This window comes from Pseudoxanthomonas mexicana, from assembly GCF_010093385.1.
GTDB classification, from domain to species: domain Bacteria; phylum Pseudomonadota; class Gammaproteobacteria; order Xanthomonadales; family Xanthomonadaceae; genus Pseudoxanthomonas_A; species Pseudoxanthomonas_A mexicana.
Genome location: NZ_PDWV01000016.1, coordinates 33,827 through 59,844, shown reverse-complemented (window position 1 = coordinate 59,844; position 26,018 = coordinate 33,827). Strand labels below are relative to the sequence as shown.

20 protein-coding genes and 1 tRNA gene are annotated in these 26,018 nt (G+C 60.5%); 11 read left to right on the top strand and 10 right to left on the bottom strand.

Going from position 1 to position 26,018, the window contains the following annotated elements; all coding sequences use genetic code 11:
- The first annotated feature begins 134 nt into the window (after positions 1–134).
- A tRNA-Ile gene (locus tag CSC76_RS07915) sits at positions 135–210 on the top strand.
- A 177-nt stretch (positions 211–387) separates the two neighbouring features.
- A complete protein-coding gene (locus CSC76_RS07910; protein ID WP_162109486.1) occupies positions 388–1,602 on the top strand; it encodes a tyrosine-type recombinase/integrase in 1,215 nt (404 codons plus the stop codon).
- Between the two features lie 361 nt (positions 1,603–1,963).
- Here CSC76_RS07910 and CSC76_RS07905 read toward each other — a convergent pair whose 3' ends face one another.
- Positions 1,964–2,803 carry a hypothetical protein gene (locus tag CSC76_RS07905; RefSeq protein ID WP_162109485.1) on the bottom strand — a complete coding sequence of 280 codons (840 nt, stop codon included), beginning with the start codon at positions 2,801–2,803 and terminating at the stop codon, positions 1,964–1,966.
- 245 nt (positions 2,804–3,048) lie between these two features.
- On the bottom strand, positions 3,049–3,945 hold the full coding sequence (locus tag CSC76_RS07900; RefSeq protein ID WP_162109484.1) for a BRCT domain-containing protein: 897 nt from the start codon (positions 3,943–3,945) through the stop codon (positions 3,049–3,051).
- 449 nt (positions 3,946–4,394) lie between these two features.
- Here CSC76_RS07900 and CSC76_RS07895 point away from each other — a divergent pair, with 449 nt between their 5' ends.
- Complete coding sequence (locus CSC76_RS07895) at positions 4,395–7,007, top strand: AAA family ATPase (RefSeq protein ID WP_162109483.1); 2,613 nt, start codon at positions 4,395–4,397, stop codon at positions 7,005–7,007.
- A 198-nt stretch (positions 7,008–7,205) separates the two neighbouring features.
- On the opposite strand, the gene CSC76_RS07890 is transcribed toward CSC76_RS07895, so the two are convergent.
- From CSC76_RS07890 to CSC76_RS07875, 4 genes are all read right to left on the bottom strand, one after another.
- Positions 7,206–10,763, bottom strand: a complete 3,558-nt coding sequence (locus tag CSC76_RS07890) for an AAA domain-containing protein (protein WP_162109482.1) — start codon at positions 10,761–10,763, stop codon at positions 7,206–7,208.
- A 108-nt stretch (positions 10,764–10,871) separates the two neighbouring features.
- Positions 10,872–13,241 carry a DEAD/DEAH box helicase gene (locus tag CSC76_RS07885; RefSeq protein ID WP_162109481.1) on the bottom strand — a complete coding sequence of 790 codons (2,370 nt, stop codon included), beginning with the start codon at positions 13,239–13,241 and terminating at the stop codon, positions 10,872–10,874.
- On the bottom strand, positions 13,216–14,556 hold the full coding sequence (locus CSC76_RS07880) for an ATP-binding protein (protein ID WP_162109480.1): 1,341 nt from the start codon (positions 14,554–14,556) through the stop codon (positions 13,216–13,218). The genes CSC76_RS07885 and CSC76_RS07880 overlap by 26 nt, the downstream gene beginning before the upstream one ends.
- Complete coding sequence (locus tag CSC76_RS07875) at positions 14,553–16,643, bottom strand: tellurite resistance TerB family protein (protein ID WP_162109479.1); 2,091 nt, start codon at positions 16,641–16,643, stop codon at positions 14,553–14,555. The genes CSC76_RS07880 and CSC76_RS07875 overlap by 4 nt, the downstream gene beginning before the upstream one ends.
- Before the next feature lie 1,133 nt (positions 16,644–17,776).
- On the opposite strand from CSC76_RS07875, the gene CSC76_RS07870 reads away from it, so the two are divergent.
- The 4 genes from CSC76_RS07870 (at position 17,777) to CSC76_RS19255 (ending at position 20,819) form a co-directional block, all read left to right on the top strand.
- On the top strand, positions 17,777–18,586 hold the full coding sequence (locus CSC76_RS07870) for a hypothetical protein (protein WP_162109478.1): 810 nt from the start codon (positions 17,777–17,779) through the stop codon (positions 18,584–18,586).
- A gap of 561 nt (positions 18,587–19,147) precedes the next feature.
- The gene (locus CSC76_RS19260) at positions 19,148–19,270 is read left to right on the top strand and encodes a hypothetical protein (RefSeq protein ID WP_274382089.1); all 123 of its coding nucleotides are present in this window, start codon (positions 19,148–19,150) and stop codon (positions 19,268–19,270) included.
- 86 nt (positions 19,271–19,356) lie between these two features.
- On the top strand, positions 19,357–20,310 hold the full coding sequence (locus tag CSC76_RS07865) for a DUF932 domain-containing protein (protein WP_162109477.1): 954 nt from the start codon (positions 19,357–19,359) through the stop codon (positions 20,308–20,310).
- Positions 20,311–20,336: 26 nt separating this feature from the next.
- Entirely contained in the window at positions 20,337–20,819 is a 483-nt protein-coding gene (locus CSC76_RS19255) for a JAB domain-containing protein (protein WP_379606268.1), read from the top strand.
- A gap of 95 nt (positions 20,820–20,914) precedes the next feature.
- Here the strand turns inward: CSC76_RS19255 and CSC76_RS07855 are convergent, their stop codons facing one another.
- A complete protein-coding gene (locus CSC76_RS07855) occupies positions 20,915–21,139 on the bottom strand; it encodes a helix-turn-helix domain-containing protein (RefSeq protein WP_162109475.1) in 225 nt (74 codons plus the stop codon).
- 297 nt (positions 21,140–21,436) lie between these two features.
- Here CSC76_RS07855 and CSC76_RS07850 point away from each other — a divergent pair, with 297 nt between their 5' ends.
- The 4 genes from CSC76_RS07850 to CSC76_RS07835 all read left to right on the top strand — a co-directional run bounded on the left by CSC76_RS07850 (position 21,437) and on the right by CSC76_RS07835 (position 23,831).
- Complete coding sequence (locus CSC76_RS07850) at positions 21,437–21,664, top strand: hypothetical protein (RefSeq protein WP_162109474.1); 228 nt, start codon at positions 21,437–21,439, stop codon at positions 21,662–21,664.
- A 44-nt stretch (positions 21,665–21,708) separates the two neighbouring features.
- Positions 21,709–22,062: a hypothetical protein gene (locus tag CSC76_RS07845; protein ID WP_162109473.1), complete on the top strand. Its 354-nt coding sequence runs from the start codon at positions 21,709–21,711 to the stop codon at positions 22,060–22,062.
- A 98-nt stretch (positions 22,063–22,160) separates the two neighbouring features.
- Positions 22,161–22,715 carry a hypothetical protein gene (locus tag CSC76_RS07840; RefSeq protein WP_162109472.1) on the top strand — a complete coding sequence of 185 codons (555 nt, stop codon included), beginning with the start codon at positions 22,161–22,163 and terminating at the stop codon, positions 22,713–22,715.
- Between the two features lie 405 nt (positions 22,716–23,120).
- Positions 23,121–23,831: a MobA/MobL family protein gene (locus CSC76_RS07835; protein WP_162109471.1), complete on the top strand. Its 711-nt coding sequence runs from the start codon at positions 23,121–23,123 to the stop codon at positions 23,829–23,831.
- Between the two features lie 140 nt (positions 23,832–23,971).
- On the opposite strand, the gene CSC76_RS07830 is transcribed toward CSC76_RS07835, so the two are convergent.
- The 3 genes from CSC76_RS07830 to CSC76_RS07820 are packed head-to-tail and all read right to left on the bottom strand — an operon-like array spanning position 23,972 to position 25,991.
- A complete protein-coding gene (locus tag CSC76_RS07830; protein ID WP_162109470.1) occupies positions 23,972–25,408 on the bottom strand; it encodes a YfjI family protein in 1,437 nt (478 codons plus the stop codon).
- The gene (locus CSC76_RS07825; protein ID WP_162109469.1) at positions 25,405–25,713 is read right to left on the bottom strand and encodes a hypothetical protein; all 309 of its coding nucleotides are present in this window, start codon (positions 25,711–25,713) and stop codon (positions 25,405–25,407) included. Before CSC76_RS07825 ends, CSC76_RS07830 begins: the two co-directional genes overlap by 4 nt.
- The gene (locus tag CSC76_RS07820; RefSeq protein ID WP_162109468.1) at positions 25,710–25,991 is read right to left on the bottom strand and encodes a helix-turn-helix transcriptional regulator; all 282 of its coding nucleotides are present in this window, start codon (positions 25,989–25,991) and stop codon (positions 25,710–25,712) included. The genes CSC76_RS07825 and CSC76_RS07820 overlap by 4 nt, the downstream gene beginning before the upstream one ends.
- Positions 25,992–26,018: the final 27 nt, after the last annotated feature.

Below are 26,018 nucleotides of genomic sequence, written 5' to 3'. Positions count from 1 at the left end.
GCGACGGGACGCACTCAGGAGCGCGCCCCAGAAGAGACTTCGGTGCCATTGTCCTTTGCGCGCGCCCTGCAGCTGCACGGTGCCCAACCGCCCCGCAATCGACCTGGCCTCATCCGGTACAATTCCGGCGCAACGGGCCTATAGCTCAATGGTTAGAGCAGAGGACTCATAATCCTTTGGTTCCAGGTTCGAGTCCTGGTGGGCCCACCAAAAAGCAGTCCGAGAACATCCGGGTTCGTCCGGTAGTCGCTGGAAATCAGAGAGAATACTGGCGAAAGGCATCCGTCCTCGTCCACCAGTGTCCGGTTGCATCCAGAATGGAAGTGAGTCAGGCTGTGAGTCATAGAGCGACAGGCTATTGCTCTGACTCACCAATGGCTGACTCACATGCTTACGGATACCAAGCTGCGCGCGCTGAAGTCCAAGGAAGCCTCCCACAGGGTGGCCGATTCCAATGGCCTATGTATTGAGGTTCGCCCCACGGGCGCAAAGGTTTGGCGCTACCGCTACCGCTACGCGGGTAAGCCAAGCATCGTGACGATGGGCGAGTACCCTGCGCTGTCGCTCATGCAGGCGCGCGCTGAACGCGACAAGCTGCGCGCCTTGCTTAAGGGGGGCGCCAATCCGGCTCATGTGGCTCGAGCCGAACGGGCCGTGCAGGCTGAGCGGGCGAACAGTACATTCGGATCTATCGGGCTGGAGTTGTTGGCCAAGCGCGCGAAGGAAGGTCTCAGTCCAGGATCTGTGAAGCGAGAGCGGCGCCTGATCGAGAAGGATCTGGCGTCAATTTGCGATATGCCCATTGCTGACGTCAGCGCCCCCATTCTCCTGGCAGCCCTGCGGAAGCTCGAACAGAGGGGCATCGTGGAGACCGCCCACCGTGCGCGGTCTCATGCAGGACGAGTTTTTCGCTATGCGATCGCTACTGGCAGGGCCCAACGAAATCCCGCTGACGATCTTGCGGGTGCACTTGAGCAGCCACAGACAAAGCACTTTGCCAGCCTTACCGAGCCTGATCGAATCGGCGAGCTTTTGCGCGCGCTGTGGGCCTACCAGGGCTCACCTGTGACCTGCGCAGCCCTCAGGCTCGCTCCTATGCTTTTCGTGCGGCCTGGCGAACTGCGACAGGCCAAGTGGGCAGATATCGACTTGGATGCCCGCGAGTGGCGCTACATAACCAGCAAGACTAAGACGGCGCATATCGTGCCCTTGTCCACACAAGCTGCTGCCGTGCTGGAGGAGCTCTGGCCATTGACGAAGCGTAGCGCTTACGTGTTTCCGGGCGTACGTAGCTCCGACCGCCCCATGAGCGAGAACACGGTCAATGCTGCCCTTCGCAATCTGGGGTTTGATGGCGAAACCATTGTAGGTCACGGCTTTCGCGCGATGGCGCGCACCGTGTTGGATGAAGTCCTGGGGTTTCGTCCGGATTACATCGAGCACCAACTGGCGCATGCCGTGCGCGATCCTCTGGGGCGCGCGTATAACCGCACTGCGCATCTGCCGGAACGCAGAAAGATGATGCAGGGTTGGGCCGACTATCTGGATAGCTTGCGGAATTCTGAGAAGAAGGTTGCGTCAATTCGCAAGAAGGTGGCGTAAGGCTTCGTGCGATGCTCAGTGATGTGCTGTGTGCAACGCGCTATGGGTGCTCCCAAACAACTCAAATAAGATATTGAATCTCATAAAATTCAGTGGAGTGGATCTTCTAAGTTACCGACGGCGTTACCGCCATGAAAGCGGTGCTTGAAAATGGACCTGGTGAGGGAGCGAGTTATCCCAAATCTCCGCTGAAGCGCTGGTGATTCGCCCCACATCTATTGCCAGTAGCTACCTTCACCCGCGAGGGCACGGGGTAAGAGGTCGGGACATCTCTGTCGGAGGCCGCGATAGCTGACGCATTGCGCATCTTTGCTGCGGCCAGCCAGCGCTCCGATTGCCCAAGTAGGGCCGCGGCGGTCAATCAAGGAGGGCTGTTGCCATCCAGCCGATGGAAGTAGTTGATGAAGCTCGATGCCATGTCCAGCACCAGCAGCGCTTCGCTGTGGCCAGCATCGGAGGGGGCAACGCTACCATGGCCGATGTTCGGCTGCTTGTTCCGGTAGATGTAAAACTGTTCTAAGGCGTTGGCGATCGTCGTATCGACGAGCTTTCTGCTCCGGATCTCCTTCACGGCTTCGCCTAAGGTCGAGGCTTTGACGCCTTTCTCGGCAAGCCAGGCCTTCAGGTAGCCCTCGATGGCCTTCATCGAGTTCGTGATCGAGTTTTCGGCGGACACTTCCTTCGGCGCGACCAGGGCCTGCCGCGCATCGCGCAGCAGCGCGGCGATCGCCGGGTGTTGGGACGCGGCCTCCTCCGCCCGATCGACTTCTTCCACCAATGCGTCGTACTTGACCTCGACCTGCACGGTTCCGGCACCGTGATCCGTGGCTTCGTAGCCGATGTGGTGGTAGTCGAACAGGTCGTTCGCCTCCCTTCGCTTCAGCCGCCGAATGGCGATGAGCGCCTCGACCATGCTCAGCACTTCATGCCACTGCGCGGTCAGCACTAGGTCCACAAGCAGGTCGCTGCTGTAAAACTCGTTGATGGTGTCCTCGCCGACCAACCGCTCGTAGTCCTTGTTGACCATCACCGACAGGTGGCGATAGACGCCGTATTCGCGTAGGTGCCCGTCCTCGCTGTCGTGGATCCGTTCCAGAACGGTCTTGAGTAGGTCGTAGCGGAATGCGGCGGGTACGAATTTGTACCGCAGTTTGCATGGTTCGTAGTCGAGCTTGTGTCGGCGAGTGAAGCTGGTCAGCATTGGCGGTCCAATGGGGTGAGCGCAATCCGGCTACGTAGTTTAAGGTGTGCAGACGTGACATCGGCGGCAGTACATTTGCCTGATCTTTCTGAGGATCGCCGCGCCTATGCCCTATCTTTTGTGTCGGGCGTGCGAAAGCATCATCGGCGACTACGAACGCTACAGCCTAGAGTTACTTCGCTGCGAGGGAACTGTCGCGCAGTAGTTACTCGAACTTCGTAATCATCGCCCGTTGGTTCGACCTCTCAGTAGTTTGCAACAGCGTCATGGAAATCCAGTTCGTGCACAATTACGACTCGTACGCCCTCCTTGCGCAGCTTGATCGCTTTCTCCACTTTGCGCCCATAGCACGAGTAAGCCCAGCATTGGTTCCCCTCGGCTCCGATAACCACGTAGTGGACTTTCTTTGAGGGACTCGCATGGCTTGTCCCTCCAAGGCGAGAGACGATATGTTCAAGCTGTGAGCGCGTGAATCGATTAGATGCTCCGGTAAAGCAGAATCCGCGATTCTCAAACAAAATCTCGGGATCGACTGCGCATAGTCCAACGACTTGGCCTGACTCTGGCTCAGTAACGGGTGCCTTCACTATTGTTTTAGAGTCTAGAAGCGCGGTGAACTCAGCGAAGAAGGAGCTGAGTAGGTCGTGCTCATGGGGATCTATCCTCTTGTCCGCAAGCACGCCGGTTATCAAGCTACCTATCTCATCGAATGGCCAGCAGGATCTCAAATGAGGATGCTGCTCCATCCACTCAGACAGTCCCCTGAGCTCTTCTTCGGTAATCTTAGTGTCCGCGACTATGCCGCCAAGTATTGCGTGAAGTCGCTGGAGATCGGACGTTGTTTGATCGTAGAACTCTTGCGACCGCAGCCTCTCGCAAAGCCACACAATGTCTTCTCGTTCTTCAGGATCGAGTACCCCGTCGCTTAAGGCTGCCGATACTAGCGGCCCAAATTCGTTGAACGGATGTAGATCTCTCAGCTCTTCGTGCTCTTCAAGCCATATGTTGAGGTAGCTGACCTCAAGCTCGTTGATGCGCCCATCAATGGCAATTCCCTCAATGATGCCAAGAAGTGAGTTGATTGATCTATCTAGACGAGCCTTGCCTGTGAACTTAGCGTACGGCTGCTGATCTGGATGCATGATCATTCTTCCAAGAGTGGACTAGACGCTGCTAAGGACGTCTCAAAGGTTGTTGAAGCCGCCGACTTTGCTGCATTCCATTGCGCCTGCAAAGGAGTGTCAAGCAAGCTAAGGGAAGTCTAGGCCCTAGGCCTCGTGGTCCCCGCCCCCCCCCCGCCCCTCTAGCTCAGCTTTGGTGTAGCGGGGAATGAGGTTCGTCCGCGTTTCCGCCGAATCTCCGCCCCTTGCATTGTGAGTTAGGGTTCGCTGCAACTAAGTGGCTGAAAATAATAGTTAAAATCAACGGCTTCCGGGTCTGAGCCAAGGGTTGAGCCCGACTGACAGCCCGTGTGAAACCGGCACAAGCGGTGGACCCGCCAGGGCGAACTTGCCGTGGCTCAGGAGGTAGATCGTCTGCGGGCCTGCTGATCCGTATGCTGGAGACACGGGAGTGGAATGGGGAGCAGGGCATGGCCATTTACGAGGAAGTGTTGGCTTGGTCTGGAAGGTTGCCGATATGGCGTCAGGACGCGCTGCGTCGTCTATGCGTCCACGGCTCGTGGAGCGACCAAGACTTGGACGAGCTCCTGGATCTCGCCAAGCAGCAACACGGCGTCGCGAGCGGACTAGAGCCGGCCATCGAGCCAGCGCCATTTGCAGAGGATCACTTCCCGGCAGAAGCGACCGATGGCGCACTGGTAACGCTCACTTCCCTTCACACACTGAACAACGTCGGGAGAATCCCGGGCGACCAGGTGCTCGAGTTCGCAGCACAGGGCTTGACCATCGCGTATGGAGGCAACGGCACCGGCAAATCGGGGTATGCACGTGTACTCAAGCAGGCTTGTCGTGCGAGGAGCCCTGGGGCGGTCTACCCCAACGCCTATGATCCGCAGTTCCAACAACTTACACCCAGCGCATCGCTCACCTTCCTAGTAGACGATGAGCCCCATGAGGCGAACTGGAGTGGTCGGCGCGGGCACGTCGCCCCCGCAGCACTGCGAGCCATCGCAGTTTTTGACGGCGACTGCGCGCGGCACTATCTCCAGACGAGAGAGGTTGCGACTTTCCAGCCGGTGGCCTTGACCCAACTGCAGCAGCTAGCTAGCGGACTCAATCAGGCGCTGCGGCCCAGACTTCAAGCTGAGATCAATACGCTCGCCGTAAATACAGCGCCGTTCAATGTCATTCCCGTTGACACCGAAGCGGGGCGTGCCCTGCATCCAGTAAGTACGCGCACCGACTTGGACCAAGTGCGCAGGCTCGCCAACCTGTCTCCTGATGAGATGCAAGAGCTAGCTCGCCTTCCGCAAGAGATCGCCGAGGCGGACCCTACATCCAAGGCTACCGTTCTAGAGAACGCGGCAACAAGGGTCGATGAGTTGGTCAGTGCGGTTGAAGCGGCTAACGTTGTGTCCGACGAGTTGCTTGACGCCAAGCATTCCGCCTACCTGATGCTGCGAGAGGCTGAGATTGCGGAGCGGGCTGCCGCGGCTCTCTTGCAGTCGGAAGACCCTGAGCAGTTACTCCCTGGGACAGGGCAAGGGCCCTGGGCATTGTTATTCAGTGCGGCGCGCGAGTTTTCAACGCGCGCTGCGTATGTGGCGAACGCATTCCCAGTGACAGGAGATGGGGCTCAGTGCCTTCTATGCCAGCAGGAGCTGTCGCCGGTCGCGAAGGAGCGACTGCAAAGGTTCGACCGATTTGTGCGAGATTCCGCCTCTGCAACCGCGCAGCAGGCGCGCACGAGATGGCAGCAGATCGTCGGCGAGGTCGCGCAGGCAAGCGCGTCCTTCACTCTCTCTGACACAATGGCTACAAGCCTCGGTCGTCGAGTGGATACTCTGCCGGCTGGTATCCGCACATTCCAAGAAGATCTGGCCTCTCGGCTGAGGTGGCTCCAACGTGCCGTATCAGGTGGGCAGTGGGATAATAGGCCCGCTTTCCGAGTTGTCAGCCCCGCTCCTGCAATTCGTCAGATTGCGAATGACCTGCGCGCCGAAGCTGCGGCCATGCGAGCCAATCTTGATGCAGAAGCCTTGGCGGCGAAGCGCCGTCGTCTGAGGGAGCTCCAGACGAGAAGCGTACTCTCGGAGCACATAGAGAGTATCGCCCTTGTTGTGCGGAACCTGGTCCACAAGGCCAAGCTTGAAAGCTGCCTAGCGGACGTCGGAAACACCAGGCCAATCACCACCTTCGCTGGGCAGCTCGCTCGGAGGCACGTCAGCGACGCCCTTGCTGCCAGAATGAACCAGGAGCTTGAACGCCTGGACCTCTACCACATCCGCGCTGAAATCAGCTCCACGGGCGATGCGGGTTCCACTAGGCTGGGTATCGTCCTGTCCGGCAGCCAGTTAGACCCCCACCTTGTCCTCAGCGAGGCTGAGCAGCGGATGTGTGCGTTGGCCTACTTCTTTGCCGAGCTCCACCAGTCAGGCTCGACTTCAGGAGTCGTCTTCGACGACCCCGTGTCCAGCCTAGACCATAATCATCGAACTGCTGTTGCACGTCGTATCGTGGCGGAGTCCGTAGTTCGACAGGTGATTGTTTTCACGCACGACGCTGTGTTCTTCGGCGAATTGACTACGCTTGCGCAAGATGCGGGTGCTGAGCCTAGTGTTCGGTCCATTGCCTACCGCGCTGAAGGTCCCGGATACATAGATGCCGGTCTGCCATACGACCTGCGTAAGCATAGGGAGCGCATTGCGCAGCATCGCCTCGACCAACAGCAGATTGCCGCGGTGTTCAATAACCCGCCAGGAGACGCGGAGCGACTGGCTACCCGTAATGCGTACGACGATCTGCGAGTGACAATTGAGGTTGGAATCGAGGAGACCATCCTGAATGGCACGGTCGTGAGGTTCCGCGACAACATCTCAGTTGGACGACTTGACGGAGTGAAGGAGGTCGAAGCCAGTGAGTTTGCCGAGGTCCAGCGACTGCACGACAAGTGCTGCCGCAACGTACGGGCGCACTCCCACGCTGCTGGCCAACAGCGTGCAGTAACGCAACCTGCTGAGTTGCTCCAGGACATAGAGGCGGTGAATGCACTGTTCACCGCGATCCGCAGGAGAATCGGGTGATGCAGGTTGCGTGGCTAAGTGGTTGAGGGAGGTCCCCACTTTTGCTGAGTAGACGATCATCACCTAGCTGATGCGGGGATCATCGACTCAGCGGCGGGGAATCCTTGGATAAACGAGGTTTCCGTGGCGGAAAGCTGAAGTATCCTGGAGTGCATCAACAATGAGATCGCACGACTTTCAGTTAAAGCAGGTTGAAAGTCATCTTCTTAGCGATTGAGCTCCCACATGCGGCAAGTGTGAGGCTACAGCGACCCCGTACCCGACGCTTGACCACGCTGCATGCGAACCCACGACATACAACGCATCCTTGGCGCGAGACACCATCACATTGAAGATGTTGGGCGAGCTTGCAGCCCAGCGCCGTGCCCCCTGCTGCGCCGCCATGGGAGCGCCCAATATCGCGATTACTGCCTCCGCCTCCTTGCCTTGGAACGTGTGGATGGTTCCCACACGATCCTGCAGCCACTGCCTCGAATCTACGCCGAGGGAACTGAGCAGATCCGGTTCGGCTGCAATGCGCTTGCGCATCTCAAAAGCCACGACCCTGAAGGGAGTAATGACATAGATGTCCGGCTGATGCACGCCCGCCGAAGCCAGTTGCCGCAGCAGATCCACGACACACTCGCCTTCCTCGGGACACCATTTGCTGCCTGCAGCACCGTCCACGTCATACCAGCTGGACGGGCCAATCACCGCACGCACACGCCCACCCGGTGCAGGTCCTGCTGCATGAACCATCTGCCTGTCGTAGGCGATCTGATTTGAGATGTCGAACATGGGATTCTGGCAGCGCCGATGCACCAGCAGCGGCAGCCCCACCTCCCTGACCGCTACATCGCCGCCAAACACCGCCCTGAAGCGGGACGCCTGATCGGACAGCGTCTGTACCGAAGCCTCCGGTGCCAGCCAGTCCCCCGCATCGATGCCGAAGTACTTTGCCACTTCCAGGGTGAGCCGATGCGGGAGGGATACCACTGGAGGGATCTGGAGAGGATCACCCACGACAATGGCCCGCTTGGCGCGCATTAGCAGACCCACCGCCGACTGTGGCGTGGCTTGCCCTGCCTCATCGATCATGATCCAGCCAATCGACTCCGGCGCCATGTCCCCCAGCATCCGTGCAACCGAGGCGAAGGTGGTCGACACGACCGGGCACACAAGGAAAAGGGTTGCCCACAGGTCGGGAAGCAGCGCCTTCTTCTCTTTGTCCTGGAAAGCCCCGGTGTGCATTGCGCCCATCAGAACGCCGATGTTGTGGGACACCTTCTGTGCCGTGACATCGATGAACGCCTTCTGCAGCGCCAGAGCGGCCGCAAACAGGTTCTCCCGTTGTTCGTGCAGTGCCTTCGGGAGCCAGGGAGAGGCCAGATTCCAGTTCTCGTGGCTTCGCTTGAAGAAATTTTCATCGACCAGACTATCGCCCAGTCTCTGTCGTTGGGCCTCGATGGTGGATTCCAGCGCTGCGAGCTTTTGGGAGTAGGCCTCCAGCGTCTGCTTGCTGGACTGCAGGGCCCCGTTCGCCTCGCGCAGTGCCTCGGTCGCCCGCTCATGGGCCTGGGTGGCTTTTGCCCTGCGGTCACGTGCAAAAGCTACGGCGGCCACCAGCGGAACATGTGCCTGATTCCATTGCTGCATGCGGCGAGTGTTGAAAAGGCGGTGCCACCATGACGGACGGTCGAAAAGCACCTGCTGTTCCTGGCGATGCGCGATCGCGTGGGCCTGGATTGCCCGCTCACAGTTATCGGCCGTGCGATGGATAATGCGTTCGCAATTGGCATGCGCTTCGGCGGCGGCCATCTGCCGGCTCAGGGCCGCATTCTTGGCCGAGCGGGCCGGCTCCAGCGCCAAACAGGCCAGGCGGACAATCTCCAGCACGCCCAACTGTTGCGTGATGTCCTTGCGCAGGGTGTTGTAGTGCTTGCGCGCCACCTGCCAGTTGGCTTTGGCTTGCTCAGGCGATGAAGGAACTTCGGCGCTGACCACGAGCGGCACCCTGCGCTTTATAACGTTGCCAGCCTGATCCTTCTCTTCGCGAACGACGGCATCGCCTTTTGCTGCCTTTAGATAGAGGCGCAGGCTTCGATCATCGTCCCACCACAGCGCGCGCTGGAATGCAGCTCTGTTAAGTGCGTTGCCGAGCACGGCTGCAATCAGCCCCCAGCTGGGTTCACCCTCTACTGTCTGACCATCCTCGCTCCCGCGGACCAGCAGTGCGTCGGACACCGTCCTGAAGTAGCTGATGTCTCTGCCGACGGCCTTAAGGGCCGGTAGCTCCTTGCTGACGTTCTCCACTGCCTTGTTGTTGCTGGAGGCAACGACGACCTCATGGCCCTTGAGAGAGTCGTCCAAGCTGTAAAGGTGGAGAAACGCCCGATCGCCCGCCGACATCTTCTGTCCGGTATTCCTGAATGCGGTCAACGGATCGTCGAACTTGCACAGTGCGTCCGCTCGATCCATGACGCACGCGGCGACGATGTCGCGCAGGAGGGTGGTCTTGCCGGTTCCGGGAGGGCCGTTGACGGCCACGATGCCGGATCCTTTGCCGGCCAACTCACTGCGCGCGGCATTGACGGCCGCTTGTTGCAACGTCACAAGGGGGTGCCCTCCCGGCGCGGGCCAACGCGCAAGCGGCATCTTCTCGGGTGCGATCAAAGCCTCGATCAGATCATGGCGCTCCAGAAGGTTCGGACTGGGCGTGACGGTCTGCTGACCAATGAAACGCGCCAGCGCCTGCCCCGGCCGGCCTTGGGTCAGCAGTGTCGATGCACGCGTGAGGTCGGTTAGATAGAACGAATTGAGCAGCGCGACTTCGGGAGGGTTCTTCGACTTGTAATAGTGGTACACGCGCACAGCGAACTGTGGCGACTCATAGAGATCCGGTGGCAGTCCCAGTGTCTGGACCAGCCACTGGGATGCCTTGTTGATGGTGACCAGGTCGAGCGGGGTGGAAGACTCTGAATCCCTGGCGCCGCCCAGTTGCTTGGTCAGTCCCTCCACCAGGTTCCGCTCGGCATCCGGCCAACTGCCGAGGCTGTCTAGATCGCCGGACAGCGCAATGGGCAGAGCCCAGCCGAAGCTCGATACCGCCACCGCATTATCCTGTACCAGCATGCCCTGACGGTCGATAAGTACCGCGGCCAGGGCTGCGCGCTCCCGGGCCTTGCTGGTCGACTCCTCGTCCTGGCCGAAGGTCTTGACCAGCTCATCAGTGGCGCGATCGACGTGAATGCTGCCAAGGACAATCTGATAATAGAGTTGGAAGTTCGGTCGCGATCGCTCGCCACGCTCCCAGGGCAGGGTGCCGGCATCAAGTGGCGCAACGTTGTATTTGTCTCCGTTGGCTAGATCAGCCGGTTCCCTATAGGTTTGCGGGGACAGTGCTTCCAGCGCCGTCCAAGCCGACAGGATGGCACCGGGTGAATTCGTTACCGGCGGTGCGGGACGTGCTGGCGCGCGCTGAATTGGCGGAACAGCTGATGTGGTCTCGGGAGCCGCTGGTCGCTCGCTGGGCTGCTGGGGAGCTGGAAGGGGACGGGTCTTCTGCTCGGAAGTATCGCTCGGCGGTGCAGGTGCAGCGACCGTCTCATGGGTTGCCATCGACACGCGCGCGAGCAGGGCGACAGCCCTGTCTGTCTTGCGATGACGAAGCTCAGCGATCAGGTCCCGGCAGATAGCCGGATCTGAAGCCGAAGCCTCAAAGATCGACTCCAGCTCCGCCACTCTCAGCTTCAGATAAGGTCGAACTTCAGTTGCCATCCTTAGTTTTCCACGTCCATGGGATCGAAAGAATTCTGGCCTACAAGCATTGAGCATGGCTAGCGGTCGCCATGCTCAATGCGCGGATCTGGCGAGTGCGTTGAGGGATCACGTCGCGTGGGGCGATCCAGGCACTATTGCGCCATGCCACTGCGTGATCACCTCCAGTGCGCCTTCCAGGTCGAGCTCGGCAGCCGCATAGCCCTTGACCAGTAGCTCGGGCTGCAGGAAATGATCGAACTTGTTGCGCTCCAAGCCTTCTTTTTCTGCTGCCAGAATCATCGTATCGGCCGGAACTCGCTGTAGGGCGGCCTCGAGCACGCGCGGTATGTCTACTTCGGACACGCCGTTTATTTCGACAAACGGCCCGGCACTGATGGCCTCAATCTCCAGCCATTGGAGCCACAGTGCAATCGTCACGCCAACGCGGTCGCCGGCCCAATGGGCCAGGTGCATTGCATCGCCGGAGGCGATGAGAGGACTCTGATCAAAGCCGAACAGGCTGTAGGCCTCCCGAGCATCCAACAGCCCCTGCTGGGCCACCGCATCTAGGTAGACCGGTATTGAGGACTGCTCCAAAAGCTCACGCATGCGCTGGTGCACGATGCCGTGCACAGCCAAGCCGCCTCCACCAAAAGTGGGTGGCTTGCCGCCCTTGGCGGGTGCGAGCAGCACTACGCGAGCTTGTGTATCGACCTCCAGAATGCGCCAGCGCCGACCGGCAAAAAGCATCAGGTGTCCAGGCACCAGTGGTTCGATCACCGGCAGGGTGCCCAGCCGTTTGCCACTGCATAGCAGTTGGTACTCCTCAGGGGTGAAGAAGGTGGCATAGAAGCTGAAGTGCTCCATCAGCCGCTCACCGACCGCGCCCGGCAACAGGCTTCCATCGTCGATCTGCTCGATGAGCTGGGCACTACCCAGGGAGCGCAGCACGTCGGCGAACGTGGGCTGATCGATGTTGGAGAAAGCCCCCCGCTGGCAGAGCTCACGGTACAACTCGGCGGCCGAGCAGCCACCGCTCTGGGAAATGAAGGACAGGATCTGTTGGACCAACGTCGACAGGTGCAAGTCGCCCTGCGTCGGCGGCTCGAATCGACCAGCCAGCATCAGCTCGATGGCGGCGATGGCCTGCAACAACGGCAGGCGCAGCCAGTCCACCGCATGGCTGCGCGAGGACAGTGCCGGCAGGACAACGTACTGCCGCAGGATCTGTGGCTGGCCCGGCCGGCGTCCGGAGCGGCCAATGCGCTGTTTGAGTGCGGCCACCGACGGGGCAGGACCTATCTGGGCTATCGATACGACATCGCCCAGGTCCACGCCCATTTCCAGGGTGGAGGTACATACCGCCGTCGTAGGGAGCTTGCCGTCGCGCAGTCGCTCTTCCACGCTCAGGCGCAGCTCGCGCGAAAGCGCGCCGTGGTGTGGGAAAAACTCGTTGGGCAGCGCTTTGGCCTCTGCGCGTTCGCGCAATTGGTCCGCCACGATCTCCACCTGGGCCCGTGCATTGGCGAAGACCAGGTGACTCTCGCCTCGCAGACGCTCGAACAGGTGGTTCGAGATTTCGTTCAGGGCGGTCGTGTAGCGGTCGGCCGGGGCCTGCTCGCTGTCTTCCAGCTCTTCAAACGTTTCGGGGGGCGCCGGAAGGGGCACATGCTCGTCAACTGGCTGTCGGGCGATCTGCGCCAGGAGTTGCTCTACTGCATGACCTGCGGTTTCCATCGTCTGGATCTGGTCGTCCTGCTGGTCCCTGTGCTGCTGGATCGCACGTACCTGCAGCCGCACCTCGCCGCCATCGGATGTCGAAGTCAGCATTTGGTTGGGAAAGCCACCGCGTGGGCGCAGGAAGGCGCCTGCGCGCGCTGGCTCGCCCAGGGTTGCCGACAACGCAATTCGGGGCAGGGGATGCGGTACCAGGCGCTCGACGCGCTGGAGCAATGAGCGCAGTTGTGCGCCGCGCTCGCTGCCAAAGAACGCATGCAGCTCGTCTACCACCAGGTAGCGCAGTTCTCCGAGCAGGCCGCCGAACTGCGCACCACGGCGCATCAGCAGCGCTTCCAGGCTCTCCGGCGTGGTGATCAGGATATTGGCCGGGCGCTTCCAGAAACTGGCACGCCCAGCGGATACGTCTCCATGCCAAGGTTGCACACGCAGATCGACTGCTTCGGCCATCGAGGTCAGGCGACGGGTCTGGTCATTGATCAGGGCGCGCAGCGGGGAGACGCAAAGGCAGCGCAGTCCAGGACTCTCGAACTGGGCCAGGTCCGTCATGATCGGCAGGAAGGCCGCTTCGGTCTTACCGCCAGCCGTCGGTGCCGAGATGACGACATCGTTTTGCCGGCCCAATACCAAGGGAATAGCCTGTGCCTGGATCTGCCGCAATGCCGGCCAACCTTGTTGCCACACCCAGCGCTGGATGCCGGGATGTAGGAGCTCAAACGGATCCATCGCAGGCTCAGAGCCGGAACGATGAGAGCTCATCGTCAGGATCGGTAGCCCGAGCCTGGCCAGGGCTTGCGCCTTCGTCCTCGGTATCGCGATCGGTATTGACCTCCAGACCGATATCCAACTCCTCGATCAGATGGTTCCAGTCCAGATCAGCGTGTTGTTCCAGCACGCTCAACAGGTCCAGGAACGCGCGGACCGTATTGCGCGGGGTCTGAAAGTACGCCGCGCCGATTCGCTGATTACAGTGGGCCAGGAACGCCGGCAAGGCGTCATCGGGCAGGGCGTACTGGGCCGCATCTCCGCTGGCGTGCAGATGCCGCAGCTTGGTCAGCAGCACGTAGAGATCCTCCGGCGTCAGGTTGGCCAACCGGATCACTGGGCCACCGAAATCCTGTAGTCCCTGCTGGGCGGCAAAAGCATTCTCAGATAGCCGGGACTGCAGGGCCTGATAGCTGTATAGACCGCGGCGCGCATCCAACAAGGTCTCTGGCGTCCCGCCGAAGACGAAGCCCAAGCCCTCACTACTGCCCTGCAGCGTGTCATTGAGGATGCGTAGGATCTGCTCGTAGTTGGTGTTGCGCGCGGTTGCGTGGGGCAGCTTGTAAAGGTTTACCAGCTCATCCAGGCAGACGAGCAGGCCGCCGTAGCCGGCCAGTCGGATAAACCGGGCCAGCAGCTTGATCCCGTCATAGACCTGGTCATCCTCAATGATGGTGCGAACACCCAAGGCCTGGCGTGCATCGGTTTTGGTGGTGAACTCCCCGCGCAGCCATCGGACCGCATCGGCCTTGAGCTGCTCGTTGCCTTGGTCATGTCCGCGCCAATAGCACTCAATGACCTGGGCAAAGTCGTAGCCACCCACCAACTCGGTCAGCGACTGCAGACACTGCTGGATCACCGATTCCACCGACTCGCCGGTACTTTTGGACTGCTGCAGCGCGGTGGTAATGAAACGCTCCACGACGCTGGCCATGGCGCCGCCTTCAGGCTTGGTCCGCGTGGCAATGTTGCGGGTGAGTTCGCTGTACAGGGACCGGGCTTGGCCGCCACTGCCGTACAAGCGGCGATCGGGGTTCAGGTCCGCGGTCATCGTGATCAATCCCTTCTCAAGGGCCACCGCGCGTATCAGGCTCAGGAAGAAGGTCTTGCCCGCGCCAAAGTCACCGATCACAAAGCGAATCGCACTGCCCGCAGCATTGATGCGGTCGATATCCTTGATCAACGCCTCGACCTCGCGAGCGCGACCAACCTGGATATATTGCAGGCCGCGGCGCGGCACTACGCCGGCGCGTAGCGCCTGGAGCACGGCATCGCGATCACGGGGTGGGATTCGGACAGCAGTTGTCATGGGCTTGGCTTCTCATCGGTCAGGATTTGCACGATTTGCTCGCGCGCATAGTCGTTCACGTACATCGGATCGTCTCCGTCCAACAGTGGCTCGCCAGCGACCGTGAAAGCCGCTTCGTTGAGCATCTCCGCAGCGCCATCGGGCAACAGATCCAGGCTCTCACACGCAGCTTCGAAGTCACTTCTGGACCATTGGTCTTCGGGCGCGCCCAACAAGTGCTGCAGAAGCGTCATGTGCTCTGCGTCCAGGCCCGGGATCGACAGCTCCTGCGGCTGGGACGGGGTAGGTGTAGGACTTGCTGCTTGAGCCGCCGGCGGTATGGGCGAGGGTGCACTCGCGGCCATCGGTGTTTCTGCCTCATTGAAGATCTGCGCCAGCACTGATTGCACTCGTCCTGTTTCTGCCAGCTTCTGGGCAATCACATCGGCATTGAGGGTAGCGCCTGTGCTGGCCTTGGGACGACCGCCGACACTGGCATGGTGAAGGTCGGCTGGCACCCGCGCAGGATCCAACTCCAGTGCCCGGTAGAAGCGCTCGATCACACGCACCTCGGCCGGGGTGACATGACCATCAGCAGCCGCGATCTCCAGCAGCACGCCCGCGAAAGCTTCGCGCTCGGATGCCGGCAGCAGACGCACTCGATTCTCAAGGCGTGCCAACGTGATGGGGTTGAGCTGCAGCCACCGCAGGTGGGCTTCGATGCGCCGCCGCTCGCTCTCCGGCAGCGCGAACTGACGCTCGATGGCCGCTACCGCCACATCAAGTTCGGACTGGATGATCTCGCTGCCTTGTCCAGCCACCGCGAGGGCGGCCTGAAGCATCAACAATGCGGCGGCATAGGCTGCACTGGGAGTACGCGCAGCATGTTCCGGTAGGCGGAACACCACCACCTGTCCATCGAGCGCAGGCGGATGCCCGTGAAAGCGCACATCCGGCTCGATAGCAAAGCCCAAGGCCTCCAATGCCTGGATCAGGGACGTTGCTTCCCGCTTGCCCAGTCGTTCGGGTGCGCCCATGCCGCAACCAGCAATCAATCGCGAGGTTGCAAGGCAGACAACGGGCTGGTCCGCCAACAGGCCTTCCAGTTCTGATGCCAAGGCGCGGAAGGTTGCGGGAACCAGGCTACCACGCAGCGCATCGGGCATGGCCGCCAGTTCCGCCATCGGCGTGCCGCTCTTGCTACGTCGCACCCGGCGCAGCGCCTCCAGCTCACCCATGGCCTGTTGAACGAGCGCAACGAGAGGACGGATCGGAGCCTGGCTACGGGTGATATCCGGCAGGTCCGTCTGGATGGTCTCCATGCCTAGCTCTGGACCTGCCCAACGATAGCTCAAGGTGAGTCTGGAGCGCCCGGGCTTGACCACCAGCCCCTCGCCAAAGCGTTGCGCATACAGTTGACCAAAGCGGGTTTTGATTTCCGGCCGAACGACGTCCCAAGTAGTGGACCGTGCCTCATCGGTCAGTGCCTGAGCCCAAGCGAAGGCCAGATCCGCACTCAGTGCCTGGTGGCGCGCGACCATTTGGGCTGCTTGGATGTGTTGGGCCAAACCCCAGTCGTTGGTCGGGTCCGTGACCTCATCAGGCACTCCTAACTTGAAGCGTCCCACTGCCAAGAGTTTCTGGCTGTAAGGACCGAATGAACTTTGGCTGCCATAGTGCAGTTGCAGGCGCGCCACTTCTTCCAGGATTTGCAGGCCTTCGGCTCGTCCATCCTCGCCGGCGGCCAGTCCGCGCAGCAGACGGTACTCAAGACCGTAGAAGTACAGGAACACGTAGCCGATCCCGACGGTAGCTGCTCGGCGCTCTGAGTTCAGAAATGCCAGGAAGGTCCCACGCTCGCGATCATTGAGCGCGGCATACCTTGGCCAGTAACCCAGTCCTTCACCACGCCAATCTGCCAATCCCGAAAAGGGTAGGGTCGGATCAATCGCGGCCAAGCGGCCATCTTGGTAGCTACGCGGTGTGCCAAGGTAGAAGCCGCCACCGGCAACTTCTTGTCCACGGATGGAAACCGTCTCGCCAAAAGGTACCCAGCGTGGCGGCACCGGCTGCCGGATGGGGCTGGCCAGGTCGACCAGTGCACGCAACGGTGAGGTCGTGCGAACCGGGACGGGATCTTGCACAGGAACAGGACGGCTGGAAGGAACTGCGGCTGGAGCGACAGGGTCCGCGACGTGGCTTCTGGTCGGTGGCGGCTCAACGGGTCTTGAGGGCAGGGGAGGAGGGGAGGGTGCCTGCGTCACCGCCGGAACAAAGCCGGCTGGCTCCAATGCCTTTCGGGCGCCTTCGTCCGGCTTGGGCACGGGCGAAAGTCTTATTGATTCCTCCGACACGGTGCGGACATCTGGAAACTTCGCTCGCAGCTTCTCGGCGCGTTGGCGATTTTCGCTGGCAACATGATCTCGTTCAATCTCCCAGGATGTTTGCTGCAAGCTCACGCTAGGTGCAGCATCCAGCGTTGGATCGGCAACGATGGGCGACTGTACGAATTCTGCTACAGGAGGCTGAGTCGTCCGGGACTTGTGATTTGCTTCACTCGCGGCAATCTTGGCGCGGAGTTCGTCTGTGCGTGCACGGTTAGCTGCGGCAAGTGTGTCCCGATTGTCGGCCCAATCGCCAGACCGTGAAGTCGTCCGGATGGGGACGGGCTCGTGCGCTGGGACGGGCCGGCTGGGCTCGGCAGCTTGCGGCGTAATTGCCAGCTTCGAGGGGGGAGGCGGAGCAGAAGTCTGCGGGACGGGGACAGGTCCAACCACGTGCCGTGTCGCCGCGGGACTAGCTGCCGATGACTCACTCAGGATTTCCGCTAGGGTCTTACCCGGGTCCTCGGGTGGAGGAGGCAATACCGAGGCGTGCTTGACTGACTGCCAGTGGCGGAACAGGCGCCAGCCAACCCAACCCAAAAGCGACACTACGGCAACCCAGAACAGCGCAATCCAGACCTCTTTGGGGATCAACAGAATGACCACCAAGGCGCCCAGCAACAATGCGCCGATACCGCCCCCATTTCCCTTGCGACCCCCCATCTTAGGCTCCTGCTATCCCTTAGCCGGAAATCTCCCCCCCCTTTTTACTTTACACCCAGCTCGCCCTGGTTGAGTTGGACGATCAAGCTAGTGTTGGTCTCCTTGGGGCTGGAAGAGAGGCTCCCCCCCGAATCGACACCCGGTCAGGTGTTTTGGTGGCGTCTCGTACCCAGCGATTGAGGTCGAGCTAGGGCATGCTGGAAGCAGGCAACCTTGTGGGATTGGACATGGGAAATAAGAAGACAGAGCTTGAGGCGTTCTTGGACGAGCCAAATCACTCGCATGCACGCGAAGCAATTCTGATGAGCAAGCTCTCCTACGACTTAAAGCTGGCGGCTGCCAGGAGAGGTTACTACCTCAACTCCTACTTTGACGACGTAGATCGAGATGGCTTCGACGTCATCTTCGATGATCAAGACAGTCTGCGGAAGATCCAGGTCAAATCAGTCTCGGCTTCGGCTTCCACAGCCTCCTGGGAGATTCACAAGAAGATCCTAAGGCCTGGTTGGTATCTAGGAGAGCAGCTTGGATTTGGAGGCTCTCCCGCGGGTGAGGGAAGCGAAGGTGGCGTCATCCTCATGCGCTTCAAGGATGTTAATGGAAAGCTAGAGGTTGAGTACTCCTATACCGATGTATTTGTTCTTTCAGCGTTCCACTGCGGAGTGATCTCGCGGAAGCACCCGGCGAGCAGAAAGGCTGTAGACAAGTGCATCGCGGAAGCAAGGCGTGGCATCGGAACCGAAAGGGTCGATGCCCCTATCGCAGGCTTCATCAAGGCAAAGGGGCCGGATGAACTACTGAGTCTTATGGGCCTGCATGCCAACTCATCCTTCGCTTGGAAGGAACACCTGCTCCTGGTTTTTTCTCATCACTTCAGGATTCCGACAAGGGCCTTGCCTATGTCGTTGGACCGCATGTGGGACCTTCTGACTGAAGAGATACTTGAGCTGACAGATGACTCTTCTCTAGAGAAAGGAAGGTTTGTGAAGGACGGAGCTCCCTAGTCGGCTTCGCGTCGTCCCGTTGGGCCGAACTGGTCTTCCTGGGTCTGACTGCAATAGCCATAGGCCCGCCCCCGAAGCCGGTGGGCAGGCTGGGAAGTATCAAGTGAATCGGGGGGATGAGACGGTCAGCTCGCGCCCATGTCCATGCTTCTCGAAGACACGAAGCGCGGGCGAAGCCAAGCCAGAATCTAGTCGGGCGATCTCCACCCAGGCCATGAGTCGCCACGCACGAGGATCTGCGCGATAGCGCGCGTTGCGCATCGGCATATGGTGCGCTAGCAGCGGGATTGTTCGCGTACAGAGGCGCCTGATGCAGCAAGATGAATGGTCAGCAATCAGGATCAGCCATTCGGGTGATTTGCTGGCGTTCTTGCCGGCACATTCACTCGGCTTTCTGCGAACGATCTGGAAGTAGGGAGCGCCCGGGTCAAACGGGTATACGCAGAGTTAGCATGGTCAAGCAAATATTTTTCAAACACATACTACCTGTTTGAAGTTGGAGCTAACTGGCTTCGCGTCCGGCACTCCGCAACGAAGTGCTCATCCGAGACGTTCGCAATGATGAAAAACAAGGTCGAGTTGATCTACTGCATCATGGTGGTCGCCACGGCCGTGATGGCCGGCATCGTCAAATGCACTGCCGCCACCACGTGCGGCAACTGCGGTGATTTCCTTGATCCCTAATCCGTCCCCTTTTACTGGCATCCCTCACAAGGCCCGGCTCGTCCGGGCCTTGTGCGTTTATGCCGCCCACTTACAAGGAAATGACAATGCACCTGGTTGAAACCATGGCCTACGTGGGCCAGAAGCCCTGGCATGGGCTGGGCAACAAGCTCGCCCGGCAGCAGCCGATCGAGGTCTGGAAGCAGCAAGCCGGCATGGACTGGCAGATCGAAGAGGCCGAGGTCCGATACGTCACCGGCAGCCACAACATCGGGGCCATCAATGCCTTTCCCGAGAACAAGGTCCTGTATCGCTCCGACACCAAGGCCCCGCTGGCCGTGGTCTCCAGGCGCTTCCAGGTCGTCCAGCCGGGCGAGATCCTGGAGTTTTACCGGGACCTTACAGCTGACAACGGGTTCGAGTTGGAGACGGCCGGGGTCCTGAGGGAAGGACGGAAGTTCTGGGCACTGGCCAGGACCGGGCAGAGCACTTTGCTCCGGGGCCGGGATCGGGTAGATGGCTACTTGCTGCTGGCCACGGCTTGCGATGGGACATTGGCCACCACTGCCCAGTTCACCTCGGTCCGGGTGGTCTGCAACAACACCCTAGCGGTTGCGGTGGGCCAAGGGGAGGGGGCCATCAAGGTGCCCCATCGGAGTCAGTTCGACGCGACTCAGGTCAAGCGCCAACTCGGGATCACCGTTGCAGCATGGGATGGGTTCGTGGAGCGGATGAAGGTGCTCTGCGCTCGGCCCGTGGACCCGGATACGGCAGAAGCCCTGCTGCGCCGTGTCCTGACCTATGCCGTTCCCAACGCGGCTCCTGTGGTCAACGAGCATGCTGTCGCCGGCGTGCGCGCGCTGTATGGAGGGGGAGGCCGAGGTTCCCAGCTGGCTTCCAGTCGGGGGACGGCCTGGGGGTTGCTCAACGGCATCACCGAGTACGTCGACCATCATCGGCGGGCGCGGAGCGATGACCATCGACGGGATGCGGCATGGTTCGGAGAGGGTGCTCGGATCAAGCAGCGCGCGTGGGAGGAAGTGATGGGGCTGGTCGCGTGAGGGCGGTACGCTCACGAGGAGTTGCGGTGGCCGATAGCCGGAGGCTCTTGTCAGAGGAGACTCTCCAGATCCGGGACGACCGGGCCATCGCTCGGGCGCTGCGTATTCTGGAACGGAGAGCCGGCACCCCTGGGCAGGCACTAGGTGACGTAACCACGTGCGAAGCGTTCTTCCGGCTGCGGCTCGGCGGAGAAACGCGAGAGCACCTGGAGGTGGCCTTCCTCGACAGCCAGCATCGGCTCATCGCGGTGGAGCGCTTGTTCTCTGGGTCGGTGGACGGTGCCGAAGTGCGTCCGCGCGTCATAGTCCAGCGCGCGCTGGCTCTGAATGCGGTATCGGTGCTGATGGCCCACAACCATCCTAGTGGAAACGTGGAACCATCAGCGGCGGATCGGGCCGTCACCACGCAGCTCAAGAGTGCGCTTCGGCTCGTGGAGATCCGGTTGCTGGATCACTTCGTGGTCACCGCCAATGGAGTGGCTTCAATGGCTCCCCGGGAATGGGTGTAGGGAGGCGGCCCAGGTAGCGAGCAACAATGCAGCCCCGGCATGGTTGCCGGGGCTGTTCGCTGCCGGATCGCAAAGTGAGGGGCGGCTCTGCGCCGTTAGTCCAAGAGTGACCCGGGGCGCACTTTGAGCGCCGCAGCGATGCGCTCGATGTTGTAGATCGTCACGTTCTTCTCGCCGCGCTCGATCATGCCGATGTAAGTCCGATGGACTCCAGCCGCCTCAGCTAAGTCCTCCTGAGACAGTCCACGTTCTTTTCTCAGCCGCCGAACATTGCCGGCAAAGACAGTAACCAACCGAATTTCGTGAGCCGCCCGAGCCATCGAGGGATGGTCTCGGTTTGAATACTACTATTCGACATACTACGATTAGCATAAGGGGGCGGTTGGGCCAGCACCACACGGTCACTAGAGCTGACTACTGAGTCAGCCAAAACGGGGAACAACATGAGGAAAATGACGTTAGCCAGCGCGTTGCTGGCATCTGCTCTCTTGGCCGGATGTGCAGGCGGCACACCCGACTGCGGCGACACGGACACGTTGTCCGTGCTGGACGAGGCCATTGAGGCCGAGGTGGAGAAGTACGCCCCACAGACTCAACGGGGAACCGCAGAGGAGTTCATGGGGATCTTGGATACCTACGAGATCTCCAACATCCGCACGTTGGACTACGACGAGGCCATCGACAGCTATCAGTGCGATGCCCGTATCACCTACGTCTACCACGACCGCGAGCGGTCGGTCGACTTCACCTACCGCATCGATACCGACCAGGCAAGTGGGCAAACCCTGATCGAGTACCAGAACAAGATGCTCAACCCGATCCTTGGCTACGCCATGGGCTTCTGACGCATTCCCTACCACTACCCATTCAACAAAGGAGCAACATTCAAATGGGCGTTTTCATCTACACACTTGCACTGATCTTCTTCATCATCCCCGTGAGCTTGCGGGCCTACCTGAGCCTCAAGAACGGTCGCTTCCCACTGCCGTACTTTCAGAACAATGTGGTGGTCAACCGGATCAAGCTGCGCAAGGCTATTGGAGTGCTGTCGCCGATCCTGTTCTGGGGCCTGCACGTCTTCCTCTTCTTCTGGACGATCGCCATCGAGGCGTGGCTGTCGGCATTGGTCATTCTGGTGTACATGGTGCTCAGCCCCCTGCTGTCCGGTCAGATCAAGGCCCGTCAGATCACGGTAGTGCAGGAGAAAGTGGTTCCCGGCTTGCCGGGCGGAGATCTGGGATGACGAGGAAGGGCGTTCGTAGCTTTCTGTGTGTGATATGCGTCACCGCAGTACTGCTGGCTTTGCTCACAGGATGTGACCAGCTTGGAGCCAGTCTGGGGATGCCGGCCGAACGCAAGCAGGAGAGTGCACCTGCAAGCCAAACGACCATCATCGGCGAGCCGGTATCAGCCAATGACGTATCGGTCGCCCCGGAGGAGGGGCCGGATGGAGTCGCTGAGTGGTCAGATGCTCCTTCGGAGGCGGCCGACGAACGCTTAGTCATGGCGTCTACCGATCTCCCGCCAGACGGGCCTGAGTACCAAGCCCATCTGCTGGAGGTTCAGGCTGCAGCGCGCACAGGCAATCCAGGCCGCCTCGTGGGCGTTCCAACACAGGTAAGCGCCAATGGATATCCGGTCTACCCGGCGAACTGCAGCTTCTATCCTGATCACGCCGAATGCGCGCTGGCTAGCGGGGAGGTGGTAGACGAGGCCTACCTGCAGGCCCACACCACGGTGATCCGCAATCTTCATGTCCTGCATGGAGGTATGACCTGCGGCATCGTGTGTGTGGACGATGATGGCAACGTGCTCGGGCACGTGTCACAAGCCATGCAGGCCTGGCGAGAAGCAAACTGTCGTTGGGAACAATACGGCATTGCCCGCTGCCGTTGAGTCGTTAGGTAAGGAAGGGGAGCCGCTGGCTCCCCTTCCTTCATGTGCGATCCAATTTCTTTTTTCAGAGCATATCGGCATCGTCCCACGCCGGCTCCGAGTACATGCTACGCCCACGCGCCCTTGTCGTTACTGCAGCCTCGCCACGGAATGATCCCAGACCGGTCGTGTAAATCTTTACGTCATCAGTCCTACCTGTATGAGACAGGCATGTTGAGTGTTGGTAGATCAGCTGAAGGGAGCAGAAGCTGCTAGTGGGTATCAGTAGGGGGGGGCAAAGCCCCACGCGCACTTACCGTTTCTTCGCATCAGCATAGATTGCCGCTTAACGATCCTGTCCAAACACGCCGATGAGAGAAGCCTCGTCGGCATTCTTTTGTCTGGACCGGAAAGGGTAGTGCACAGATGGCAAGTTTCAGCTTTCAAATCAAGAGTGGCGGAAAGGGAGATGCTCTCGGGCACTCAAGGTACGTGGCGCGTCGGGGCCATCATGGTGCCAGAGCGGATTTGGTTCTGTCCGGGTATGGCAACCTGCCTCCATGGGCGGGCGCAGATCCGGAAAAGTTCTGGCGGGCGGCCGACGAGCATGAGCGCGCCAACGGCGCGACGTACCGTGAGCTTGTCATCGCGCTCCCGAACGAGTTGACAGGACCGCCATTGCTTCCACTGGTATCGGACCTGGTCCACCAGCTTGTCGGAGCGCGGCCTTATCAGTACGCAGTCCACTCGCCGCGATCATCCCTGCAAGGCGAACAGAACGTCCACATGCACTTGATGTACTCCGATCGCATGCCGGACGGGATTGAGCGTTCGCCTGAGCAGACGTTCGCCCGTTTCAATCCGTTCTGGCCGGAGCAGGGAGGGTGCAGGAAGATGGGTGGTGGCCGCACCCGGATGCAGGTGCGTGATGACCTCATTGCGATGCGCAAGCTCGCGGCAGACATCCAGAATTTTCACTTGGCAAGGCATGGCTACGCGGCGCGGGTTGATCACAGGAGCCTGCGGGAGCAAGGCGTACTACGTGCGCCAGAGCGTCACTTGGGGCCGGGCCGGATCAGGCAGATGTCACCTCAGCAGAGAGTGGCTTACACCGGGGCGCGGGCGGCGCTTGGCTAGCGCGGCGGGAAGATGGGGGCAGGCCACTGGTTGCGGTTGGCCTGGATACTCTGCATGAGTTGCACGCCGCTTCATTCGTAGCGAGTGCATGGCGTGCAGAACAAAAAGCCGCCCCCCGAGGGGGCGGCTTTGACTATGCGTTAAAGGTGAGATATTTGGCTGAACACGGCGGGATTGAGAAGGATAAATCGCTTTCCTTTTCCCTCATAGGTGATCTGGATAGACCCCTCCCGGTGCAGCTCCCACATGGTGGCTTCGAAGCGGTCCTGGTCTCTGATCGGGTTGTGCTTGCGCACTTCGTTCCATGCCGCTTTGCTCAGGCGTTGGGACCAGTAGCGACGATGCAGGTACATGCCGATCTTTCGCAGGTCTCGCTGAATTTGGGGGACCTCATCCCGTTCGCCAAACAAGCGCTGGAACTCGAGCAGGTGCCACTCGACGACATCCAGCGCGCGCTGGAGAGTCTCCTGACTGATCAGCCCTTCCAGGCCATTGAAATGGTGGAGGATCGCAGCGAGGCGGCCCGCGATTTCCAAAGACTTGCCTGCGAAGTCCTTGATGCTGGCAAACTGGCCGCCTGGTCGGAGCTGAGTCTCGATGCCATTCTGCACGTTGACCCAGAGCTCCTTTGCTTCGGCACTGAATTCCAACAGCGTGCGCGATTGGCCGTCGGCCGCGCGCTGATCCGCCTGTTCCAGCAGCTCGCTGACCCGCCGATGGAATGCTGGCAGGTGCACCCATACATGATCTCCAAGTGTCATACGGCGGAATCCGACCGTCGAGGCTGGCCATGCAACCAGGTAGCGAGCGAGGTGGCCAGAGCCACGGGTGATGCGGCCTCGCTTGTCCATGAACTGCTCGAAGACTTCTTCCTGGACCATGAAGCTAACGGTGACGCGGGGGTTCGTGGCAACGAACTGGCCATCGGCGCGCGCTAAAGGCAATGTGCCGGTACCATCCCATCCCTTGTTAAGGATGCATGGCTTTGTCAACGCTCCACCCTTAAGTACCAGTTCGCCTTCGTCGCTCAGGATGGCAACGCACTTGCCATCACCATGCAACGCCTCGACAAGTGGGCGCTCGGTGATGTTCTGATGAATGATGCGACGAGGAACAGGCTTGCTGGGCTCGCGACGGGCATGTGCTATCAGCTCGTCGTTGTACTGCTCCAGGTCCGCTTCGTCCTGCACGGCCTTGGCTAGCTTGCCTCGCAAGGCGGTATCGACCGCCTGCCAGATGCGAAGTTTTGCCCCGTACTGCGCCAGTGCTTCAGCGTTGGCAGCAGCGTACTTCTTGTCATGCTCATGGATGGGGGCGCAGACCAAGCCATCGACCGTGGTTTTGCGCTCGCCAGACTGCCCGAACATGGCTAGCCACAAGCTGGCCGGGCGCACGAGCCCTGTCGGGAGCAGTACATCCGCATTTCCTTGGCAGCCCACAGCCATGGCCGTCAGGAAAGAACCGGCCACAATCGCATCCGGGGCCTGCACCTGAGCCTGTACTTCCCAGATGGCGTCGCGCACGGGCGAGTACATGGCGTTGACGGGATAAGGGGGCGGGGTGAACATCATGCTCATGCTGTTCCCTCCTCGTCCGAGCGATGGTCCTGCGAAGATCTCGCAGCCATTGCGTGAGCCGCCATCAGACCCTTGAAGCGGCTGGGGTGCAGCTTCAATCCCTGCGTCTGAAGCATGTCCAGGATCGCTTTCTGACTGACGTGCTTGTTCAACAATTCGACGATGGTCGGGTAGAGCAAGGTGAAGAGCTCGGCCTTCTGGTGCTGAGCCTTGGGCTGAAGGGTGAGCAGGGCTTCCTTGGCCTGAAGGGCCTTGGCCGCGAGATGGCCGCCGGCCGGGTTCGTGGAGGTGTCGTTGACGCTCATGCATTACCTCCTTCGTAGGTAGCACATGCGTCGGCGCATGCCTGGACGTAGGCCGCCACGGCCGAGCGCCACCACACGGAGGGCGAGCGGTCGGAAGTGCCGAGCTTGAACGGCCTAGGTGCTCGGGGGTCATACGAGGGCGAGCGCGGGTTGAGGCGGGCGTACCAGGTGCTCTTGCTGACCCCGGCGATGGTGAGCACCTCGGGCAAACGAATGGCCTGATCCAGGATCGGGGCCTGCTGGACGGCGCGATAGATGGTCTCTAGCCGTTCCAGCATCTCTCGACTGAGGGACGAAGCCGTCCC

Bases quoted from the DNA above. Each gene is read 5' to 3' on its own strand.
- CSC76_RS19260 (WP_274382089.1), top strand. From the start codon at position 19,148: ATGAAAAACAAGGTCGAGTTGATCTACTGCATCATGGTGGTCGCCACG.
- CSC76_RS07895 (WP_162109483.1), top strand. From the start codon at position 4,395: ATGGCCATTTACGAGGAAGTGTTGGCTTGGTCTGGAAGGTTGCCGATA.
- CSC76_RS07880 (WP_162109480.1), bottom strand. From the start codon at position 14,556: ATGACAACTGCTGTCCGAATCCCACCCCGTGATCGCGATGCCGTGCTC.
- CSC76_RS07870 (WP_162109478.1), top strand. From the start codon at position 17,777: ATGCTGGAAGCAGGCAACCTTGTGGGATTGGACATGGGAAATAAGAAG.
- CSC76_RS07890 (WP_162109482.1), bottom strand. From the start codon at position 10,763: ATGGCAACTGAAGTTCGACCTTATCTGAAGCTGAGAGTGGCGGAGCTG.
- CSC76_RS07820 (WP_162109468.1), bottom strand. From the start codon at position 25,991: ATGCTGGAACGGCTAGAGACCATCTATCGCGCCGTCCAGCAGGCCCCG.
- CSC76_RS07865 (WP_162109477.1), top strand. From the start codon at position 19,357: ATGCACCTGGTTGAAACCATGGCCTACGTGGGCCAGAAGCCCTGGCAT.
- CSC76_RS07825 (WP_162109469.1), bottom strand. From the start codon at position 25,713: ATGAGCGTCAACGACACCTCCACGAACCCGGCCGGCGGCCATCTCGCG.
- CSC76_RS07845 (WP_162109473.1), top strand. From the start codon at position 21,709: ATGGGCGTTTTCATCTACACACTTGCACTGATCTTCTTCATCATCCCC.
- CSC76_RS07840 (WP_162109472.1), top strand. From the start codon at position 22,161: ATGCCGGCCGAACGCAAGCAGGAGAGTGCACCTGCAAGCCAAACGACC.
- CSC76_RS07850 (WP_162109474.1), top strand. From the start codon at position 21,437: ATGGGGATCTTGGATACCTACGAGATCTCCAACATCCGCACGTTGGAC.
- CSC76_RS07830 (WP_162109470.1), bottom strand. From the start codon at position 25,408: ATGAGCATGATGTTCACCCCGCCCCCTTATCCCGTCAACGCCATGTAC.
- CSC76_RS07855 (WP_162109475.1), bottom strand. From the start codon at position 21,139: ATGGCTCGGGCGGCTCACGAAATTCGGTTGGTTACTGTCTTTGCCGGC.
- CSC76_RS07885 (WP_162109481.1), bottom strand. From the start codon at position 13,241: ATGAGCTCTCATCGTTCCGGCTCTGAGCCTGCGATGGATCCGTTTGAG.
- CSC76_RS07905 (WP_162109485.1), bottom strand. From the start codon at position 2,803: ATGCTGACCAGCTTCACTCGCCGACACAAGCTCGACTACGAACCATGC.
- CSC76_RS07910 (WP_162109486.1), top strand. From the start codon at position 388: ATGCTTACGGATACCAAGCTGCGCGCGCTGAAGTCCAAGGAAGCCTCC.
- CSC76_RS07835 (WP_162109471.1), top strand. From the start codon at position 23,121: ATGGCAAGTTTCAGCTTTCAAATCAAGAGTGGCGGAAAGGGAGATGCT.
- CSC76_RS07900 (WP_162109484.1), bottom strand. From the start codon at position 3,945: ATGCATCCAGATCAGCAGCCGTACGCTAAGTTCACAGGCAAGGCTCGT.